Here is a 19,414-nt window from a genome sequence, read left to right on the forward strand (position 1 = left end):
TGCTGCTCACGGCGCAATCCGCCGAAAGCTCGCGTAATGATCCGCGGTGTACCAGCACGTTGTCGGTGCCGTCACGGGTTGGCCGCCGCAGACGATGCGCCGCGCGCCGCGGTTGCGTGCGCCTGGCGTATCGACCGTGTATTCGCGGTAATGCCCACGCCGCTCGGACGGCAGGAGGCGCTCGCGGTTGCCGAACACCGTGCCGTCCTTGTCATGCCGGAAGGGGCCACCGTTCAGGATGGCCTGGTAGGTCCGCTGGCCTTGTGCCGGCAGCTCGCCGAGCGCAATCGAATCCTGGAGCGACTGCCGTTCCGTCGTGCCTCGGGTGTCACGGGCGTCGGCGCCGGTCGCCAACAGCGCCAGCAGCAAGCCGGCCAGGGCAAAACGGGACGCAGACAACGTGATCGAGGCCATGGATGGAACAGCGGCCGCCATGGGGCGCCACAAGCAAAAAGGGCGGGGGTCGAAACGGGGTCAACCTTGGGGTTAACCCGCGAATTCAAGCTTGTCAGTGTGCACCAGGGATGCACAAATAGCAAGCGCCTGCTCAAAATTTGAGCAGGCGCCGGGCCCCGATCCGGGGCGGTGAAGTTAGCGACCGCTATCGCGGTGGCGCTTAACGGTCGGCGTTGGCGTCGGCGACTGTCAAGGCCGTCATGTTCACGATGCGGCGCACGGTGGCGCTGGCCGTGAGAATGTGCACAGGTTTGGCCGCACCCAGCAGCACCGGGCCGATCGCGATGTTGCCGCCGGCCGCGGTCTTGAGCAGGTTGTAGGAAATGTTGGCCGCGTCGAGGTTCGGGAAAACCAGCAGGTTGGCGTTGCCCGACAGCGCGCTGTGCGGCATCACGGCCGCGCGCTGCTTGCCGTCGAGTGCCACGTCGCCGTGCATTTCGCCGTCGACTTCGAGCCAGGGGGCCTGCACGCGCAGCAGGTCCAGCGTGCGGCGCATCTTGATCGCGCTGGCCTGGTTGCTGCTTCCGAAGTTCGAATGCGACAGCAGCGCGGCCTTGGGCTTGATGCCGAAACGCATCATTTCCTCGGCCGCCATGGTCGTGATCTCGGTCAGTTCCTCGGGCGTCGGGTCGTAGTTGACGTGGGTGTCGACCAGGAACACCTGGCGGTCGGGCAGCAGCAGGCCGTTCATGCACGCGTAGATCGGCACGTCCTGCGGCGTGCTGGCGCAGCCGCCGGGGCGCTTGCCGATCACCTGGTCGATGTGGTGCAGGTGGATCGCGGTGGTGCCCCAGGTGCCGCAGATCAGGCCGTCGACCTCGCCCTTGTGCAGCAGCATCGCGCCGATCAGCGTCAGGCGGCGGCGCATCTCGATCTTGGCGGTCTGCACCGTGGTGCCCATGCGCTCGGTCATGCGATGGTAGGTCTGCCAGAAATCGCGGTAGCGGTGGTCCTGCTCGACGTTGACGATGTCGTAGTCGAGTTCTTCCTTGAGCCGCAGGCCGAACTTCTCGATGCGCTGGGCGATGATCGCCGGCCGGCCGATCAGCGTGGGCCGGGCCAGGCCTTCGTCGACCACGATCTGGGCCGCGCGCAGCACGCGTTCTTCCTCGCCCTCGGCGTAGGCCACGCGCTTCTTGCTCGCGCGCTTGGCGGCGTCGAAGATCGGCTTCATCGCGGTGCCCGAGGCGTAGACGAAGCTCTGCAGCTTGTCGCGGTAGGCGTCGAGATCGGTGATCGGGCGCATCGCCACGCCGCTCTCGGCCGCCGCCTTGGCCACGGCCGGCGCGATCTTCATCATCAGGCGCGGGTCGAAGGGCTTGGGGATCAGGTACTCGGGGCCGAAGGTCAGCTTCTCGCCCACATAGGCGGCCGCCACGCGCTCGCTCTGCTCGGCCTGCGCCAGCTCGGCGATGGCGTGCACCGCGGCGATCTCCATCTCGTCGGTGATCGTGGTCGCGCCCGAGTCGAGCGCGCCGCGGAAGATGTACGGGAAGCACAGGACGTTGTTGACCTGGTTCGGGTAGTCGGTGCGGCCGGTGGCCATGATCACGTCGCCGCGCACCGCATGGGCGTCTTCGGGCGCGATCTCGGGGTTGGGGTTGGCCAGCGCGAAGATCACCGGATGGGCCGCCATCTTGGCCACCATCGCGGGCTTGAGCACGCCGCCGGCCGACAGGCCCAGGAACACGTCGGCGCCTTCGATCACTTCGCTGAGCGTGCGCGCGGTGGTCTGCTGCATGTACTGGCGCTTGTCCTCGTCCATCAGCTCGGTGCGGCCTTCGTAGACCACGCCGGCCAGATCGGTCACGAACACGTTCTCGCGCCGCAGGCCCACCTTGAGCAGCAGGTTCAGGCAGGCCAGCGCCGCGGCGCCCGCGCCCGAAGTGACCAGCTTGACGTCGGCGATGTTCTTGCCCGCGACCTTCAGCCCGTTGAGCAGCGCCGCGGCCACCGTGATGGCGGTGCCGTGCTGGTCGTCGTGGAACACCGGGATCTTCATGCGCTTGCGCAGTTCGCGCTCGATGTAGAAGCAGTCCGGGGCCTTGATGTCCTCGAGGTTGATGGCGCCGAAGGTCGGCTCCAGCGACGCGATGATGTCGACCAGCTTGACGGGGTCCTTCTCGTCGATCTCGATGTCGAACACGTCGACGCCGGCGAACTTCTTGAACAGCACGCCCTTGCCTTCCATCACCGGCTTGGAGGCCAGCGGGCCGATGTCACCCAGGCCCAGCACGGCGGTGCCGTTGGTGATCACCGCCACCAGGTTGCCGCGGGCCGTGTACTTGAAGGCGTTGGCCGGGTCCTTGACGATTTCCTCGCAGGGCGCGGCGACGCCGGGCGAATAGGCCAGGGCCAGGTCGCGCTGGTTGACCATCTGCTTGGTGGCCGCGATCGCGACCTTGCCGGGGACCGGAAACTCGTGGTACTCCAGCGCGGCGCGGCGCAGCTCCGCGCGCTTGTCTTCGACGCTCGGCACAGCCGTCGAGGGGGGGCTCAGGGGGGAGAGATCGGACATGACTGCGTGCTCCGGCTGTCGCTGGCGCGTGAAATGACGCGTCCGCGACACTGTTGTAGGGGGCGCGATTGTAGACCTCGGGCCCCGGCCGAGGCGGCTCGCAAAGCGCCTGGACCGGCCAGGGTCTCGTTGACGGCGGTGCGAAAACCCGCTCGCCCGCGTCACACGTGCGCGGGCCCCTGCGCTATATGATCCGGACGATTCAACTCCAACGACTGAGAGGGGCGCCATGGCACTGATGGATTTCATCAAGAAGCAGTTCATAGACATCATCCAGTGGACCGAGACTGGCGATGGCACGCTGGCCTGGCGCTTCCCGATGGCGGAGATGGAAATCCAGAACGGCGCCTCGCTCACCGTGCGCGAATCGCAGGTGGCCGTCTTCGTCAACGAGGGCAAGGTGGCCGACGTGTTCGGCCCTGGCATGTACAAGCTCACGACGCAGACGCTGCCCGTGCTCACGTACCTGAAGAACTGGGACAAGCTGTTCGAGTCCCCGTTCAAGAGCGACGTCTACTTCTTCAGCACGCGCCAGCAGGTCGACCAGAAGTGGGGCACGCCCCAGCCGATCACGATCCGCGACAAGGACTTCGGCGCAGTGCGCCTGCGCGCCTTCGGCAACTACAGCTTCCGCGTCGGCGACGCCAAGCTGTTCCACACCGAGATCTCCGGCACGCGCGACCTCTACACCGTGGCCGACCTCGACGGCCAGCTGCGCGGCCTGGTGCTGCAGAACATCAGCAACGCGATCGCTTCGAGCGGCGTGCCCTTCCTCGACCTCGCGGCCAACCAGATCGAGTTCGCCAACGCGCTCGCGACCCAGCTCAAGCCCGAGTTCGCCAAGATCGGCATCCAGCTCGAGAACATCACGGTCCAGAACGTCTCGCTGCCCGAAGAGCTGCAGAAGGTGCTCGACCAGAAGATCGGCATGGGCATGGTCGGCAACGACATGGGCAAGTTCATGCAGTACCAGACGGCGCAGGCGATCCCCAAGTTCGCCGAGGGCTCGGCCAGCGGCGGTGGCGGCATCGCGGGCGACGCGATGGGCCTGGGCGCGGGCGTGGCGCTCGGCCAGGTGCTGGCGCAGAACCTGGCGCAGGGGCTGAACCCCAACGCGGCGGCCACGGCCGCCGTGGCCGCCGCCGCGCCGGTGAGCGAGATCAGCGCCAACGACGTGATGGCCACGCTCGAGAAGCTGGGCGACCTCAAGACCAAGGGCATCCTGACCCAAGAAGAGTTCGACGCGAAGAAGGCCGAGCTCTTGAAGAAGCTGGTCTAACCCGCACCGATGGCTGAGGAAACAGGCGCCCAGCGCGCCTACCGTGCGCCCTGCCCTGGCTGCGGCGCACCGGTCGAATTCAAGTCGGCGCAATCCACGTTCGCCGTCTGCCCCTACTGCCAGAGCACCGTCGTGCGCCAGGGCGACACGCTCGCGCGCATCGGCAAGATGGCGGAGCTGTTCGACGATTTCAGCCCGCTGCAGCTGTTTGCCGCGGGCCGTCTCCAGAACAAGCCCTTCACGCTGGTCGGGCGGCTGCAGTACAGCTACCCGGGCGGCCGCTGGACCGAATGGATCGCCGCGCTCGATGGCGAACGCACCGGCGTCCTGAGCGAGGACAACGGCGCCTTCGTCTTCGCGCTGCCGCACACGCTGGACCGCGCGGCGCCCGCGCCGACCGACCTGCGCGTCGGCGCGACCACGGCCTTCAACGGCCGGAACTACACCGTCAGCTCCAACGAGCAGGTGGCGCTGGTGTCCGCACAGGGCGAACTGCCGCGCCTGCCCGAACTGGGCAAGACCTTCGCGGTGGTCGAACTGCGCAACGACACCGGCGAGGTGCTCAGCCTCGACTACGACACGCAGCCGCCCGGCGCCTACCTCGGTCGCGCGGTGCGCCTCGAGGACCTGCAGCTCACCGGCCTGCGCGAGGAATCGGCCAAGGACGAGAAGGGTCGCAGCTTCAACTGCCCCAACTGCGGCTCGCCGGTGACGGTCAACCTGGCCGACAGCAAGAGCATCACCTGCGGCAACTGCCACAGCATCATCGACCTGTCGCAGGGCATCGGCGGCGAGCTCAAGCATGCCGAGCAGAACGACTCGGTGCGTCCGCTGATCGCGCTGGGCAGCATCGGCCAGCTGCAGGGTGTGGCCTGGCAGGTGGTGGGCTTCCAGCACCGCATGGGCGTCGAGCCCGGCGACGACGAGCACTTCGGCTGGAACGAGTACCTGCTCTACAACAAGAAGCGCGGCTTCAGCTTCCTGGTCGACGCGGAAGACGGCTGGAGCATGGTGGCCCCGACCACCGGCGCGCCCAGCATGGCCGAGAGCGGGAAGAGCGCGAAGTACCTGGGCAAGAGCTACCAGCAGCAGTACGCCTACAACGCCGAGACCACTTACGTGGCGGGCGAGTTCTACTGGCAGGTGGAGCGCGGGCAGAAGAGCTTCAACCGCGACTTCGCCGACGGCAGCGCGCTGCTGTCGATGGAGCGCTCGGCCAACGAGCTGACCTGGTCGTCGGGCAGCAAGATGGACAGCGCCGCTGTGGCCTCGGCCTTCAAGCTCGATGCGCGCAAGGACATGTTCAAGCGCGACGATGCGGCGCCGCTGAGTTCGGCATCGAGCATGGGCTGCGGCACCATCATCCTGATCATCGTGGTGATCTTCATCCTGCTGATCATCCTGAGCACCTGCAGCGGCCGCTCGACGGGCGGCTCGTCGTCGCGCAGTTCGGGCGGTTCCTACGGCGGCTATTCGAGCGGCGGCGGTCACAAGTGACGCACGCTCCCTTTTCAAACCTGTTTTCTTCCGGAGGTTCTCATGCTGGGAATTGAATGGCTGCGGCCTGCCGCATTTCTGGGCTCGATCCTGTTCGCCTTCATCGGCGTGATCGTGTTCTGGCTCTGCTTCCTCATCATCGACAAGATCACGCCGGTCGACCTGTGGGCCGAGATCGTCGAGAAGCAGAACGTCGCGCTCGGCCTGGTGGTCGCGGCCATGAGCCTGGGCGTCTCGCTGATCGTCGCCGCGGCGATCCACGGCGGCTGAGCCGGTGTCCGTGATGCAGGGCCCGGCCCGGGGCCCTGAGCTCGATGCGGCCGCGGGCCCCCGGCCGGTCGAGATCGCGCTGCTCGCCAGCGTGTTCGTGGTCGCGGCCTGCGGCCTGGTCTACGAACTCAGCGCGGCCGCGCTCAGTTCCTACCTGCTCGGTGATTCGGTGCTGCAGTTCAGCACCATCATCGGCACCTACCTGTTTGCCATGGGCGTGGGCTCCTGGCTCTCGCGCTACTTCGAGCGGCAGCTGCCCGCGCACTTCCTGCGCATCGAACTCATGGTCGCGCTGATCGGCGGCGCGCTGCCGGCGCTGCTGTTCATCGCCAACGCCTACATCCCCGGCGCCTTCCGGCTGCTGCTCTACGGGCTGGTGATCGTGGTCGGCACGCTGGTGGGGCTGGAGATCCCGCTGGTGATGCGCATCCTCAAGCGCAACGCGGTGCTCAAGGACCTGGTCTCGCAGGTGCTGACCTTCGACTACCTGGGCGCGCTCGCCGTGTCGGTGGCCTTCCCGCTGATCTTCGTACCGCAGCTCGGCATGATCCGCACCGGCCTGCTGTTCGGCTTCATGAACGCGGCCGTCGCGCTGTGGGCGCTGTGGCTGTTCCGGCACGAGCTGCGCCGACTCGGCGCGCATGTGGTGGCCTGCGTGCTTACCCTCGCGGTGCTGGCCGCGGGCTTCGTCTTCGCCGACCGCATCACCACGCTGGCCGAGGACAAGTTCTACCAGGACCACATCGTCTTCAGCGCCACCTCGCCCTACCAGCGCATCGTGGTCACGCGCGGCAGCGCGGGCCATCGGCTGTTCCTCAACGGCAACCTGCAGTTCGCCGAGCGCGACGAGTACCGCTACCACGAGGCGCTGGTGCACCCGGTGATGGCCGCGCACGGCGCGCCGAAGAAGGTGGCGGTGCTGGGCGGCGGCGACGGCATGGCGGTGCGCGAGATCCTCAAGTACCCCTCGGTCGAGTCGGTCACGCTGGTCGAGCTCGACCCGAACATGACGAAGCTGTTCGCCGAGCACGAGACGCTGGCGGCGCTCAACGGCGGTTCGCTCAAATCGCCCAAGCTCCACATCGTCAACACCGATGCGTTCAAGTGGCTGCAGGAAGGCGACGACGTTTTCGACGTGATCGTGGTGGATTTCCCCGATCCCACCAACTTCGCCATCGGCAAGCTCTACACCAACTCCTTCTACGCGCTGCTCGACAAGCGCCTGGCCGCCAGCGGCTATGCGGTGGTGCAGACCACCTCGCCGCTGGTCGCGCGCCAGAGCTTCTGGACCGTGGCGACCACCATCGAATCGGTGGGCCTCACGGCCACGCCGTACCACGTGCACGTGCCCAGCTTCGGCGAATGGGGTTTCGTGATCGCGAGCCATCGGCCCTACCGCCGGCCCGAGGCGCTGCCGGCCGGGCTGCGCTATCTGTCGCTGCCCACCTTGCCGCTGATGTTCGACTTCCCGCTCGACATGGCCCGCATCCCCGCGGAGGTGAACCGGCTGTCGAACCAGACGCTGGTCACGACCTACGAGCGCGAGTGGGGCAAGGTCGCGGCGCATTGACGATGCAGCGGCGCACATTCATCGGCAGCGCCCTCGGCGCGGGCGCGCTCGCGCTGGCGGGCTGCGAGCCGCCGCACGCCATCGCGGGCGGCTTCACCGGCATCGACGTGGCGCGCGGGCATGCGCTGCGCGATGGCGCGGCGCCGGGCGGCGCGCCGCCGGTGCTGCGCCGCACCCAGGTGGTGATCGCAGGCGGCGGCGTGGCCGGCCTGGCCGCGGCGCGTGCGCTGCGGGCGCGCGGCATCGAGGACTTCGTGCTGCTCGAACTCGAGGACCAGGCCGGCGGCAACAGCCGCGGCGGCCGGGTCCAGGGCATCGCCTGTCCGCTGGGCGCCCACTACCTGCCGGTGCCCGGCGACGAGGCGCACGAGGTGCAGGACCTGCTCGAGGAACTGGGCTTGCGGCGCCGGGTCGCGGGCCGCTGGGAATACGACGAGCGCCACCTGTGCCACAGCCCGCAGGAGCGGCTCTTCTTCCAGGGCGAATGGCACGACGGCCTGCTGCCGGTGCAGGGCGTGGGCGCGGGCACGCTGGCGCAGTACCAGCGCTTCTCGCGCCGGGTCGACGACGTGCGCCAGGCGATGCGCTTCTCGATCCCGGCCTGGCGCGCCGCGGCCGCGCCGCAGCGGCTGGCGCTCGATGCCGTCGCCTTCGGCCCCTGGCTCGATGCCGAGGGCCTGGACGATCCGCACCTGCGCTGGTACCTCGAGTACTGCTGCCGCGACGACTACGGCGCGGGCCTCGCACACGTGTCGGCCTGGGCCGGCCTGCACTACTTCGCGAGCCGGCACGGCTTTCATGCACCCGGCGACGACAACGCCGAACGCGACGCGGTGCTGACCTGGCCCGAGGGCAACGGCTGGCTGACACAGCGCCTGGCCGCGCCGCTGGGCGAGCGCCTGTGCACCGGCCATGTGGTCACGCGCATCGCACAGACACGCGGCGGCGTCGAGGTCGACGTGTTCGATGCGAGCACGATGTCGCGCGTGCGCTGGCAGGCCGAGCGCTGCATCGTCGCGCTGCCGGTGTTCATTGCGGCGCGCGTGGTCCAGGACCCGCCCGCCGTGCTGCGCAACGCGGCCGCGCACCTGCGCCACGCGCCCTGGCTGGTGGCCAACGTGCACATCGACGGCCCGCTGGCCGACCACCCCGGTGCCGCGCCCAGCTGGGACAACGTGGTCTACGGCAGCCGCGGGCTGGGCTACGTCGATGCGCGTCACCAGGCGCTCGACCCGACGCCGCGCGCCACCGTGCTGAGCTGGTACCGCCCGCTGGGCCCCAGCGCCTTCGACGGCGCCGACGGACGCCGGCAACTGCTGGACAAGCCCTGGAGCGCCTGGCGCGACGAACTCATCGCCGAACTCTCGGTACCGCATCCGGACCTGGCCGAACGCGCCACGCGCATCGACATCACGCGCTACGGCCATGCGATGGCGATCCCCACACCCGGGCTGCTGGCGCAGCTGGGCACCGACGGTGTGGTGGCCGCGGGCCGGCTGTCCTTCGCGCATGCCGACTGGTCGGGCTACTCGATCTTCGAAGAGGCCTTCACGCGCGGCCATCTCGCGGGAACAAACGCGGCCGCCGCAAGCCGCTGAAGACGCCGGTACTGCCGGCCGCGCGCTGCGCAAGGTCGAAGGCCAGGACCGCGTCGAGCCGGGAGCGATGAGGGGCGACGCTGCGCCCTGAAGGCGTGTCATGCCGACGTCATGCCGGCCCGGCAAGGTCACGCGTTTCCGACTCGCAACCTCTCTCTCCCATGACGCGCATTGCCTCCCTGTCCCTCGTTGCGCTTGCCGCTGTTCTCGCCTGCGGTGGCGCGGTCGCCCAGATCGCCTTCCCCGCTACGCTCGCCGGCCACGCCGTGCTGCCCGCGCAGAGTTTCGTTGCGGCACCGAAAGACGCGCCGCCCGACCTGCAGGTCAGCGGCAAGTTCACTTCGGGCAAGCGCGTGGAGGCACGGGGTTCGGTCGAAGGCCTTTCGGCCGGCCGCGCGACCGGCGTGTCGTTGCCCTTCAAGGGCCAGCCGCTGCAAGGCCACTCGGGCATCAAGAAGATGGACGACGGCAGCTTCTGGATCCTCACCGACAACGGCGCGGGCACCAAGGCCAACTCGCCCGACTTCATGCTCTACCTGAGCCACTACAAGGTGGACTTCAAGAGTGGCAAGTTCAATCGCCTGAACACCGTCTTCCTGCACGACCCCGACAAGAAGGTGCCTTTCCGCATCGTCCACGAAGGCACCCAGCAGCGCTACCTGACGGGCTCCGACTTCGACCCCGAGAGCTTCCAGTTCGCCGGCGGCGCGCTGTGGATCGGCGACGAGTTCGGCCCCTTCCTGATCAAGGCCGACTTGAAGGGCAAGGTGCTCGCCGTGTTCGACACGCTGGTCGACGGCAAGGCCGTGCGCTCGCCCGACCATCCCGCCGTGACCACGCCGGGCGCGCCCGGCGGCGCGGTCGACTTCCAGATCAAGCGCTCCAAGGGTTTCGAAGGCATGGCCTCGTCGAAGGACGGCAGCAAGCTCTATGCGCTGCTCGAAGGCCCGGTGTGGAATGCCGAAGCGAAGGACTTCGAAAAGGTCGAAGGCAAGGAAGCGCTGCGCGTTCTGGAGTTCGACGTGGCCACCGAAAAGTGGACGGGACGCCACTGGAAATACGTGCTCGAAGCCAACGGCAACGCCATCGGCGACTTCAACATGATCGACGGCATCACCGGCCTGATCATCGAGCGCGACAACGGCGAAGGCACCAGCGACAAGGCCTGCCCCGAGGGCCAGAAGCGCACCGACTGCTTCCACGACATCGCCAAGTTCAAGCGCGTCTACAAGGTCGAGCTGAACGATGAGAACGTGGGTGGCCCGGTGCGCAAGATCGGCTACATCGACCTGCTGAACATTGCCGATCCGAACAAGCTTGCGCGCAAGCCGCTGAACGACGGCGTGCTGACCTTCCCGTTCTTCACGATCGAGAACGTCGATGTGGTCGATGCCACGCACATCGTGGTCGGTAACGACAACAACCTGCCCTTCTCGAGCAGCCGCGCGCCGAACACGGCGGATGACAACGAGCTGGTGCTGCTCGAGGCCGGCGCCTTGCTGCAGGCGAAGTAGGAGCTCCGGCAAACGAGGCGCTGGGTCCGGGGGGTTGCCGGCGTGCTGCCGGCCTGGAATGGCAGGCGTGCCCAAGCCCATCGATCCTCCACGACGCTGCGCAGTGCCGGCGTCCGGGGGAAGGAAGCGCTCGGCGCCAAGATCGGAGATGCCGACGACGGCAGTCCGGAGCGAAGACCTTCTCGCAGTAGCGCACGATCATCGAGGTCGCAGGGCCGTCCCTGCTGCGCGCCAGCGGCAGCGCGGTCGACGTCCATCACAGCGCACCGGGCGGCTTGAAGAAAGCCGACAGCCATCGCCTTCAGCTGCTTTCGGTTGAGCGCACCGGTTCGTGGATCGGCGTTCTGTCACCCCCGCTGTTGCCTGCGCCGGACGCCGCTGCGGCAGAATTCGCCATGGTCGTGCCGATGACGAGATCGTTCGCCGCCATCGATCAAAAGTACAAGCGCAACCCAGGAGACAGCATCATGAAAGTGGCCATCATCGGCGCCGGCATCGGCGGACTCACGCTGGCGCTCGCGCTGCAGCGCGAAGGCATCGAGGCCGAGGTCTTCGAGGCCTCCGAGACCATCCGCCCGCTGGGCGTGGGCATCAACCTGCTGCCGCACGCGGTGGCCGAGCTCACGGCCCTGGGCCTGGGCGACGCGCTGGCCGGGATCGGCATCGAGACCGCCGCGCTGGCCTACTACAACCGCTTCGGCCAGCGCATCTGGCACGAGCCGCGCGGCCGTGCCGCGGGCTACCCGGTGCCGCAGTACTCCATCCACCGCGGCGCCTTCCAGATGCTGCTCTACGAGACCGCGGTGCAGCGCCTGGGCGCCGGCCGCATCCACACCGGCCAGGTGCTCGAATCGGTCGTGCGCACGGGCTCGGGCCTGATGGACGCGCCCGGCCAGCCCGCGGTCTTCACGCTGCGCAGCCGCGCCGACGGCACGCTCGCCGAGCACAGCGCCGACGTGCTGGTGGGCGCCGACGGCATCCATTCGGCGGTGCGGCGGTCCTTCTATCCGAGCGGCGACCTGCCGCGCTTCTCGCGCCGCCTGCTGTGGCGCGGCGTGACCGAGGCCGCGCCCTACCTCGACGGCCGCACCATGTTCATGGCCGGCCACCAGGACCAGAAGTTCGTCTGCTACCCGATCTCCGAGCCGCTGCGGCGCGAAGGCCGTTCGCTGATCAACTGGATCGCCGAGCTGCGCGTGCCCGGCACCGACGACGACACGCCGCCCAAGAGCGACTGGAACAAGTTGGTCGACAAGTCGGTGTTCGCCGATGCCTTCCAGGACTGGCGCTGGGACTGGATCGACATCCCCTCGGTGATCGACGGCGCCGAGGCGATCTACGAATTCCCGATGGTCGACAAGGACCCGCTGCCGGGCTGGACGCGCGGCCGCGTCACGCTGCTGGGCGATGCGGCGCACCCGATGTATCCCATCGGTTCCAACGGCAGCGCGCAGGCCATCATGGACACGCGCGCGCTCACCGTGGCGCTCACGCAGTTCAAGGACCCGTCGATGGCGCTGCGCGAGTACGAGGCCGACCGCCTGCCGCGCACCGCGGGCATCGTGCTGCGCAACCGCATGAACGGTCCCGAGCAAGTGATGCAGATGGCGCACGAGCGCGCGCCCGAAGGCTTCACCGAGATCGACAAGGTGGTGCCGCACGCCGAACTCGCGGCCGTCGCGCTGCGCTACAAGCAGCTGGCGGGCTTCGACCCCAAGAGCGTGGTGGCGCGGCCCGCGGCCTGAAGCGCGAGGCGCCATCGGCGCCCGGCCGCGGCCTCGCTTCCGCCGTTACCATCGGGCGAGTGAGACACTGCGACGGAGCGCCATGGTCAACGAGCGGAAACTAGCCAAGCGGTCGCGACCGGAGATCCAGGAAGACATACGGCAGGCGGCGATCCAGGAGTTCGCGCTGCACGGGCTGCGCGGCGCGACCACCCAATCCATCGCCGAGCGGGCCCAGCTGTCCAAGGCCCAGCTGCACTACTACATCGAGAGCAAGGAAGCGCTCTACGTCGAGCTGCTGCAAGGGGTGGTGGACGAATGGAGCCGCGAATCCTTCGGCCAGCGCGACGGTGATCCGGCCCATGTGCTGGCTTCGTACGTGAAGCGCAAGCTGGCCTTCTCCTTCGACCAGCCGCTGCTGTCGAAGATGTTCGCCAACGAACTGATCAGCGGCGCCGAAGTGCTGCGCAACATCCTCACGCAGCCGCGCACGCGCGCCGGCCAGGCCATCCAGACGCTCACGCAGTGGATCGACGAAGGGCGGATCCGCGCGCTCGATCCCTGGCTGTTCCTGATGCACATCTGGGCCGTCACGCAGCACTACGCCGACTTCGACGTGCAGGTGCGTTTCATGATGCGCGTGCGCGCCGGCCAGCCCCTGGACCGGGCGCGCATCGTGCGCGAGGTGGTGGCCTTCGTGTTGCACGGCTGCGGCCTGACGCCCAGCGAGGACGACCTGGCCTGAGGCGCCGCGTGGCGCCGGTTCAGCGCGCGTCGAGGAAGGGCCGCCACTTCGCGCAGGCCCCGTGCGCGTCGGCGAAGGGATGCGGCGTGGCGGCGGGCGGTTCGGCCCACACGTAGGCCGACAGCGCAGATGCGGTCATCGGCCGCCATCCGGGCGTGGCCGGATCGCCGCCGTGGGCGATCGCGGCCCAGCTGCGCATCATGCGCAGCGACAGGGCCCGGTCCTGCGGCGTGAAGGGGTAGCCGGGCGGGTAGACCGGCGCGCCGAAGAGCAGGTCCAGCTCGTCGCCGTGCGTCGCGCCCAGGTAGGGCTTGGGATGGTTCGCGCTCACATGCGCGAAGCGGTAGCCGTGCACCGGGCGCCGGCTGTGGCGCACCAAAGCCTGCGCCGCGTCCTGGCTGCCGCAGTCGATGTAGAAGTCGCCCAGCAATCGGCTCAGCGCCTGCCAGTTGCCCTCGGCCGCGCGCAGCGGCGCGTACCAGGAGAGCATGTCCTCGACCTGCTGCGGGGCGTAGAAGGGTTGCAGCGCGCCGCGCGCCGCCTGTTCGTAGACCGCATCGGACACCGGCTCGCCGGGTTTCTTCCAGCCGGTGCGCGACATGGCCATGAAATGGCCTTCGTTGGCGTTCAGCCCCAGGGTCACCGCGACCTCGCGCTGGAAGCGGCCCTCGCGCAGCAGCTGCAGCGGCTGCGCCTTCAACTGCCGGCCGTCGACCGTGGGCTGGAAGGCGTGGCTCTGCGCCAGGCCGGGCAGCAGCTGGTCCGCGGGCCGCTGGCGCAGGCAGTCGAGCAGCGCCTCGCCGTCGGCCGGGCAGCCCTGCGCCTGTGCCAGGGCCTGCGTGCCGCGCGCGGCCTCGGCCAGCGTGGGCAGCCGCCATTGCCAGGTCGACTGCAGGATGGCGCGCTGGAACAGGCCGGCCGCGTCCTCGGCCAGCAGCTGCTGCAGCACGCTTCCGGCGCCCGCGCTCTCGCCGAACAGCGTGACGCGCGCGGGGTCGCCGCCGAAGCGCGCGATGTGCTCGGCCACCCAGCGCAGCGCCATGCGCTGGTCCTGCAGGCCCGCGTTGGCATGGCCCCGAGCGGCCTGCGCCGGCGTGGCGAGGAAGCCGAAGGCGTTGAGCCGGTAGGCCGGCGTGACCACGATCACCCGGCCCTCGCGCGCGAGCTGTTCCACCCGGTTCTCCGAGCTGCGGCCGGTCCAGTAGCGGCCGCCGTGCAGGAAGACCATCACCGGCAGCGGCGCATCGCTCGTGCGTGCCGCATCGGGGCGGTAGACGTTGAGGTAGAGGCAGTCTTCCGACATGCCGATCTCGGCCGGCACGGGGCCGTCCTGCATGCAGGCGGGCTTGAAGCGGCCCGCGTCGAGCACGGCGGGCGCCCAGGCTGCGGCGGGCGCGGGGGACTGGAAGCGGCGTGCGCCGAGCGGCGGCTGCGCGAAGGGAATGCCCAGGAAGGCGGCGGTGCGGTGGGCGTCGAGGTAGGTGCCCTGCACCGCGCCCTGCGCGGTCTGCACCAGGGGCCGGTCGTCCGCAGCGGTGCCCAGGCTCCACGCGAGGAGCGCCGCCCCCGCGATCGCACGCAGGCCCGGGTTCACCTGGCGGCCGACTTCAGGCCGACTTTCTTGTTCACGAACTGGTCGGTGACCGCGAGGTCCGCGCTGACCTCGCCCGGCTTGTAGATGCCGGCCTTGACCATGCGCTCGGCGAAGTCGCGCACGCGGGCCTTGTCGATGGCGCCGATGCCCTGCGTGGCGGCATCGCCCGAATCGACCAGGCCCAGCTGGAGGACCTGGGCGCGCTCGGCCGCGAGCTTGGCGTCGTTGAGGTCGGGGTTGAACTTCTTGATCAGCTCCAGGCCGGGCTTGGGGTCGCCGTGCAGGAAGTTCTGCCAGCCGATGATCGAGGCATCGACGAAGCGCTGCACCAGCGCCGGGTTGCTCTTGATCAGCTCGTTGCGCGTCTCGATCAGGTTGCCGTAGGTGTTGTAGCCGTGGTCGGCCAGCAGGAACACGTCGGTCTCCGCACCCAGCTCGGCCGCGTACAGCACCTCGGCGGTGGCAAAGGCCTGCTGCACCGAACGCTTGTCGGCCATGAAGGGACCGAGGTTGAAGGTGTAGGGGCGGAACTGTTCGTCGCTGAAGCCGTGCTCGGCCTTGAGCCACTGCCAGAAGCCGAACTGGTTGCTCTTGGCGATGAAGACCGTCTTGGCCGACTTGAGCTCGGCGAAGCTGCGGTACTGGCCCTTGTGCGTGATGAGCGCGGTCGGGTCCTTCTGGAAGAAGGCCGCCACCACCGTGGTGGGCACCTTGCTGCGCGTGTTCTCCAACGCGGTCAGCAGGCCCCCGGTCATGAGGAAGTCGACGCGGCCCGCGGCCAGCATAGGCCGGTTGTTGACCTGCGGCCCGCCTTGCTGGATGGTGACCTCGAGGCCGTGCTTGGCGTAGGTGCCGTCGGCCACCGCCTGGAAGAAGCCGCCCTGGCTGGCCTGCGCCTTCCAGTTGGTGGCCAGGCTGACCTTGTCCTGCGCCAGGGCCCAGCCGCTCGCGGCCAGCAGGGCGGCGGTCGCCAGCAGTCTGGCGCCGGACATCGAACGAAACCGTTTCATCGTGTTTTCCTTGGGGCGGCTGGGCCGGTCGGTTGCCGATCCTCCGGCCGACTGTACAAACGGTTTAACCGAACGGTCAAATTGGAGATTACCCTGATGTGGGACGGCGAAGACCGGCTTGTACGCGGCCAGCGTTGCGGCATATCATTTGGTTTGACCGATCGGTAAAACAATTGGCCCATGCCTCGAGAAGGCCCACCGCCGTGCGCGGCGGGCCCGCAGGGTCGCCACGAAGGAAGCCCCTGATGAACGCCGTCGCGCAACCCATCCGCCTGTTCGGAACCGCCTACGGACGCAAGCCTGCCACCCACGATGCGACGCTGACCGAGGTCGGCCCGGGAACGCCCTGCGGCGAGTTCATGCGCCGCTACTGGCATCCCGTCGGATTGTCCGAGCGCGTGACCATGGAGCGCCCGGAGCGCGTGCGCCTCCTGGGCGAGGACCTGATCCTGTTCCGCGACCGCAAGGGCCGCCCCGGTCTGCTGTACCCGCGCTGCGCCCACCGCGGCACCGACCTGTTCTTCGGTCGCATCGAGGACGAGGGCATCCGCTGCTGTTACCACGGCTGGCTGTTCAGCGTGGACGGCCTGTGCCTGGACCAGCCCTGCGAGAAGAACGGCGGCGAGCACCGCGGCAAGATCCGCCAGCCCTGGTACGCGGTGCAGGAGCGCTACGGCATCGTCTGGGCCTACATGGGCCCGCCCGAGAAGATGCCGCTGCTGCCGCGCTGGGACATCCTCGAGGACGTGGCGCCGGGCATGAAGCTGCACGTCACGCATTCCAGCCTCTACGCGGGCGGCGACGACGACGTCGAGCTGGTGCCCTGCAACTGGCTGCAGGAGTGGGAGAACGTGATGGACCCCTTCCACATCCCGGTGCTGCACACCTCCTTCAGCGGCGTGCAGTTCGTGCCCGAGATGGGCGTGATGCCTGACGTGCAATGGGAGTACACCGACACCGGCGTGCGCTACAGCGCCTACCGCAAGCTCGAGGACGGCCGCGAGGTCGACCGCGTGACGGCCGCGATGTTCCCTTACGTGCGCATGGTGCCCAACGTGCAGCTGCGGCACGGCGCGGCCTCGGGCGTGGGCTGGGTGGTGCCGGTGGACGACACCACCCTGCGCCTGTGCTTCGCGATGAAGATCCCCGAATCGGAGAACGCCCTGCCCCGCAGCCCCAACCTGCGCCCCTGGTCGAAGATGACGCCGGCCGAGCGCCAGCGCTTCCCCGGCGACTGGGAGGCCCAGGTCGGCCAGGGCCCGATCACGCTGCACAGCGAGGAGCACCTGGCCACCAGCGATAAGGGCGTGGGCATGCTGCGCCGCAGCCTGCTGCAGCAGATCAAGGCGGTGCAGCAGGGGCGCGACCCGGCCGGCGTGATCTTCGATCCGGCGCAGGAGCTGGTGCGGGTCGAGGCCGGCAACTTCTTTCGCGACGTGGCCAAGTGACGGGCCCGGCCCACACCGCGCGCGTCGGCCGGCGGCTGCAGCTGGCCGCGCAGGCCTGGCTGTTCGAGCTCGAGCCGGAGTCGGCCTATCCCTTCGAGCAGGTGGCGCCCGGTGCGCACATCGACGTCGAACTGCCGGGCGGCCTGGTGCGCCAGTACTCGCTGCTGACGCACCTGGCCGAGCAGCCGCGGCGGCTGGTGATCGCGGTCAAGCGCGACGACCTGGGGCGCGGCGGTTCGCGCCAGCTGTGCGACGCGGTCGCGCCCGGCGCCCGCCTGGCCATCGGCGCACCGCGCAACCACTTCGCGCTGCATGCGGACGATGCGCCGGCCGTGCTGTTCGCGGGCGGCATCGGCATCACGCCGATCTGGTCGATGGTGCAGGCGCTGCGCCAGCGCGCCACGCCCTGGACGCTGCACTACGCCGCACGCTCGCGCGCCGATGCGCTGCTGCTCGAGCGGCTGGCCGGCGACCCGCAGGTCCACCTGCATTTCGACGACGCCTGCGAGGGCCGGCCGATGGCCATTGCGCGCCTCGTGCAGCAGGCAGCGCCGCAGGCGCACCTCTACTGCTGCGGCCCGGCAGCGATGCTCGATGCCTTCGAGGCGGCCTGCAGTGAGCGCGAGCCCTCGCAGGTGCACCTGGAGCGCTTCAGCGCCGTGCTGCCGGCGGCGCCGGCCACCGGCACGGCCTGCGTGCTGCGCCTGGCGCGTACCGGCCTGGAACTGAAGATGGAAGCCGGCGCGTCGATCCTCGAGACGCTGCGCGCGGCCGGCGTGGACGTGGCGTCCTCCTGCGAGCAAGGCATCTGCGGCGCCTGCGAGACGGCCGTGCTGGAAGGCGAGATCGAGCACCGCGACAGCATCCTGGGCCCTTCGGAGCGGGCGGCCGGGCAGGTGATGATGGTCTGCTGCTCGCTGGGCAAGGGCGAACGCCTGGTGCTGGACCTCTAGCGCGACAGGCCGACGGGGCCCGTGGCGGGCCCTATTGACGGCCGGAATTTTTCCGCCAACATCGGCGCCACGAGTGCCCGCCAGGGCCGCCGCTCGAAGCCATCCGCTGGCCCGACCGGAGAAGGAGACCGATGTCCGAACGCGCCGTTGCCCGCACCCTGCACTTCGACACCGCCGCGCTGCCGCAGCGAGACCGCTTCGCGTTCTGGGCCGAAGAACTCGGCGCCAAGGTCGGCTACGCCGACTACGACACCCCGGAGCGCAAGAGCTTCTCCCAGCAGCTGACGATCGTCGAGGTCGGTGGCCTGTCCTTGATGCGCGCCAGCGGCAGCGCGGTCGACATCCATCGCAGCGTGCCCAGCGGCCTGAAGGAAGCCGACATCTATCCGCTGCACCTGCTGCTGAAGATCGGTGGCGGCGCCACGCTCTGCGAACAACAGCGGCGTTCGACCATCGTCCAGCCCGACGGGTGCGTGCTGATCGACTCGGACCAGCCGCTGCGCCTGCGTTCGGTCGAACGCACCGATTCGTGGATCATCGGTCTGTCACGCCCGCTGATCACGCGCTGGTTGCGTTCGACGGGCGACCTGGGCGCGCTCCCGCTTCAGGCAAGCAAGGGATGGGCGGGCGCGCTCTCGGGCTATCTTCATGCGCTGCAGGTCGATCAGGTGAAGGAGCTCCACAGTCCCTTCGAGCAGGAGCTCGTGGCCCAGCACATCATGTCCATGCTGTCCTTCGCGCTTCCCGAGGCCGGGGCCATGCCGGATCTCCAGTCGGTCGCTGCGCGTGACCGGACCCTGCATGCACGCATGTGCGAGTGGATCCGCGAGAACCTCGCCGATCCGGCGCTCGGTGCGCAGAAGATGGCCGATCACTTCGGGGTCTCGCTGCGCCACGTGCACAAGGTGTTCGCCGTCGCCGGCGGAGGAACGACTTTTCTGGCCACGGTGCAGCATCGGCGCCTCGACGAGGCCAAACGCCTGTTGCGCACTGCCGATGTCACCGGGCTGTATGTCGCACAGATCGGCTACCGCTGCGGGTTCTCCGATCCCGCCCACTTCGGCCGGGTCTTTCGCGCGCGCTACGGTTGTTCGCCCCATGAGTTCACGCTGGCCGAAGCGAGGGTTCGCGGCAAGCCGCGCGGCACTCACCTTGCGGCGCTCGTACCGGAGCGCGAGTGAGCGCTCTGGCGTGCCCGAGCGCGCAGGATGTCCGAACGGATCGGGCCTGGCAGGCCG

At 69.0% G+C, this 19,414-nt stretch carries 15 protein-coding genes; 11 read left to right on the forward strand and 4 right to left on the reverse strand.

Features of this window, described 5'->3' with window-relative positions:
- Positions 1-6 precede the first annotated feature (6 nt).
- Together K0H49_RS16895 and K0H49_RS16900 are read right to left on the reverse strand one after the other, a co-directional pair.
- On the reverse strand, positions 7-414 hold the full coding sequence (locus tag K0H49_RS16895) for a ribonuclease domain-containing protein (RefSeq protein ID WP_219214838.1): 408 nt from the start codon (positions 412-414) through the stop codon (positions 7-9).
- A gap of 202 nt (positions 415-616) precedes the next feature.
- Positions 617-2,974, reverse strand: coding sequence for an NADP-dependent malic enzyme (locus tag K0H49_RS16900; RefSeq protein ID WP_257624928.1), 2,358 nt, complete (start codon positions 2,972-2,974; stop codon positions 617-619).
- A gap of 229 nt (positions 2,975-3,203) precedes the next feature.
- On the opposite strand from K0H49_RS16900, the gene K0H49_RS16905 reads away from it, so the two are divergent.
- The 8 genes from K0H49_RS16905 to K0H49_RS16940 all read left to right on the forward strand — a co-directional run bounded on the left by K0H49_RS16905 (position 3,204) and on the right by K0H49_RS16940 (position 13,171).
- Positions 3,204-4,253, forward strand: coding sequence for an SPFH domain-containing protein (locus K0H49_RS16905; protein ID WP_219214840.1), 1,050 nt, complete (start codon positions 3,204-3,206; stop codon positions 4,251-4,253).
- A 9-nt stretch (positions 4,254-4,262) separates the two neighbouring features.
- Positions 4,263-5,750, forward strand: a complete 1,488-nt coding sequence (locus K0H49_RS16910) for a DUF4178 domain-containing protein (RefSeq protein WP_219214842.1) — start codon at positions 4,263-4,265, stop codon at positions 5,748-5,750.
- Between the two features lie 42 nt (positions 5,751-5,792).
- Entirely contained in the window at positions 5,793-6,020 is a 228-nt protein-coding gene (locus K0H49_RS16915; protein WP_183028562.1) for a DUF350 domain-containing protein, read from the forward strand.
- Positions 6,021-6,033: 13 nt separating this feature from the next.
- A complete protein-coding gene (locus K0H49_RS16920; RefSeq protein WP_219215497.1) occupies positions 6,034-7,590 on the forward strand; it encodes a polyamine aminopropyltransferase in 1,557 nt (518 codons plus the stop codon).
- Between the two features lie 2 nt (positions 7,591-7,592).
- Positions 7,593-9,188: an FAD-dependent oxidoreductase gene (locus tag K0H49_RS16925; protein ID WP_219214843.1), complete on the forward strand. Its 1,596-nt coding sequence runs from the start codon at positions 7,593-7,595 to the stop codon at positions 9,186-9,188.
- A 161-nt stretch (positions 9,189-9,349) separates the two neighbouring features.
- Complete coding sequence (locus K0H49_RS16930) at positions 9,350-10,702, forward strand: esterase-like activity of phytase family protein (RefSeq protein WP_219214846.1); 1,353 nt, start codon at positions 9,350-9,352, stop codon at positions 10,700-10,702.
- 467 nt (positions 10,703-11,169) lie between these two features.
- Entirely contained in the window at positions 11,170-12,447 is a 1,278-nt protein-coding gene (locus K0H49_RS16935) for a flavin-dependent oxidoreductase (protein WP_219214848.1), read from the forward strand.
- A gap of 82 nt (positions 12,448-12,529) precedes the next feature.
- On the forward strand, positions 12,530-13,171 hold the full coding sequence (locus K0H49_RS16940; protein WP_219214850.1) for a TetR/AcrR family transcriptional regulator: 642 nt from the start codon (positions 12,530-12,532) through the stop codon (positions 13,169-13,171).
- 19 nt (positions 13,172-13,190) lie between these two features.
- Here K0H49_RS16940 and K0H49_RS16945 read toward each other — a convergent pair whose 3' ends face one another.
- Together K0H49_RS16945 and K0H49_RS16950 are read right to left on the reverse strand one after the other, a co-directional pair.
- Entirely contained in the window at positions 13,191-14,765 is a 1,575-nt protein-coding gene (locus tag K0H49_RS16945; protein WP_219214852.1) for a carboxylesterase family protein, read from the reverse strand.
- Positions 14,762-15,775: an ABC transporter substrate-binding protein gene (locus tag K0H49_RS16950; protein WP_257624929.1), complete on the reverse strand. Its 1,014-nt coding sequence runs from the start codon at positions 15,773-15,775 to the stop codon at positions 14,762-14,764. The genes K0H49_RS16945 and K0H49_RS16950 overlap by 4 nt, the downstream gene beginning before the upstream one ends.
- A gap of 245 nt (positions 15,776-16,020) precedes the next feature.
- Here K0H49_RS16950 and K0H49_RS16955 point away from each other — a divergent pair, with 245 nt between their 5' ends.
- The 3 genes from K0H49_RS16955 to K0H49_RS16965 all read left to right on the forward strand — a co-directional run bounded on the left by K0H49_RS16955 (position 16,021) and on the right by K0H49_RS16965 (position 19,357).
- A complete protein-coding gene (locus K0H49_RS16955; RefSeq protein ID WP_219214854.1) occupies positions 16,021-17,223 on the forward strand; it encodes a Rieske 2Fe-2S domain-containing protein in 1,203 nt (400 codons plus the stop codon).
- Positions 17,220-18,176 (forward strand): PDR/VanB family oxidoreductase, encoded by a 957-nt coding sequence (locus tag K0H49_RS30985; protein WP_219214856.1) that lies wholly within the window; start codon positions 17,220-17,222, stop codon positions 18,174-18,176. Before K0H49_RS16955 ends, K0H49_RS30985 begins: the two co-directional genes overlap by 4 nt.
- A gap of 131 nt (positions 18,177-18,307) precedes the next feature.
- Complete coding sequence (locus K0H49_RS16965) at positions 18,308-19,357, forward strand: AraC family transcriptional regulator (RefSeq protein ID WP_219214857.1); 1,050 nt, start codon at positions 18,308-18,310, stop codon at positions 19,355-19,357.
- Positions 19,358-19,414: the final 57 nt, after the last annotated feature.

The organism is Variovorax boronicumulans (genome assembly GCF_019352895.1).
Classification (GTDB): Bacteria; Pseudomonadota; Gammaproteobacteria; order Burkholderiales; family Burkholderiaceae_C; genus Variovorax; species Variovorax boronicumulans_A.

Coding starts and splice junctions, on each gene's coding strand:
- K0H49_RS16940 (WP_219214850.1), top strand. CDS start 12,530: ATGGTCAACGAGCGGAAACTAGCCAAGCGGTCGCGACCGGAGATCCAG.
- K0H49_RS16965 (WP_219214857.1), top strand. CDS start 18,308: ATGTCCGAACGCGCCGTTGCCCGCACCCTGCACTTCGACACCGCCGCG.
- K0H49_RS16915 (WP_183028562.1), top strand. CDS start 5,793: ATGCTGGGAATTGAATGGCTGCGGCCTGCCGCATTTCTGGGCTCGATC.
- K0H49_RS16930 (WP_219214846.1), top strand. CDS start 9,350: ATGACGCGCATTGCCTCCCTGTCCCTCGTTGCGCTTGCCGCTGTTCTC.
- K0H49_RS16905 (WP_219214840.1), top strand. CDS start 3,204: ATGGCACTGATGGATTTCATCAAGAAGCAGTTCATAGACATCATCCAG.
- K0H49_RS16900 (WP_257624928.1), bottom strand. CDS start 2,974: ATGTCCGATCTCTCCCCCCTGAGCCCCCCCTCGACGGCTGTGCCGAGC.
- K0H49_RS16895 (WP_219214838.1), bottom strand. CDS start 414: ATGGCCTCGATCACGTTGTCTGCGTCCCGTTTTGCCCTGGCCGGCTTG.
- K0H49_RS16935 (WP_219214848.1), top strand. CDS start 11,170: ATGAAAGTGGCCATCATCGGCGCCGGCATCGGCGGACTCACGCTGGCG.
- K0H49_RS16955 (WP_219214854.1), top strand. CDS start 16,021: ATGAACGCCGTCGCGCAACCCATCCGCCTGTTCGGAACCGCCTACGGA.
- K0H49_RS16925 (WP_219214843.1), top strand. CDS start 7,593: ATGCAGCGGCGCACATTCATCGGCAGCGCCCTCGGCGCGGGCGCGCTC.
- K0H49_RS16910 (WP_219214842.1), top strand. CDS start 4,263: ATGGCTGAGGAAACAGGCGCCCAGCGCGCCTACCGTGCGCCCTGCCCT.
- K0H49_RS16920 (WP_219215497.1), top strand. CDS start 6,034: ATGCAGGGCCCGGCCCGGGGCCCTGAGCTCGATGCGGCCGCGGGCCCC.
- K0H49_RS16950 (WP_257624929.1), bottom strand. CDS start 15,775: ATGAAACGGTTTCGTTCGATGTCCGGCGCCAGACTGCTGGCGACCGCC.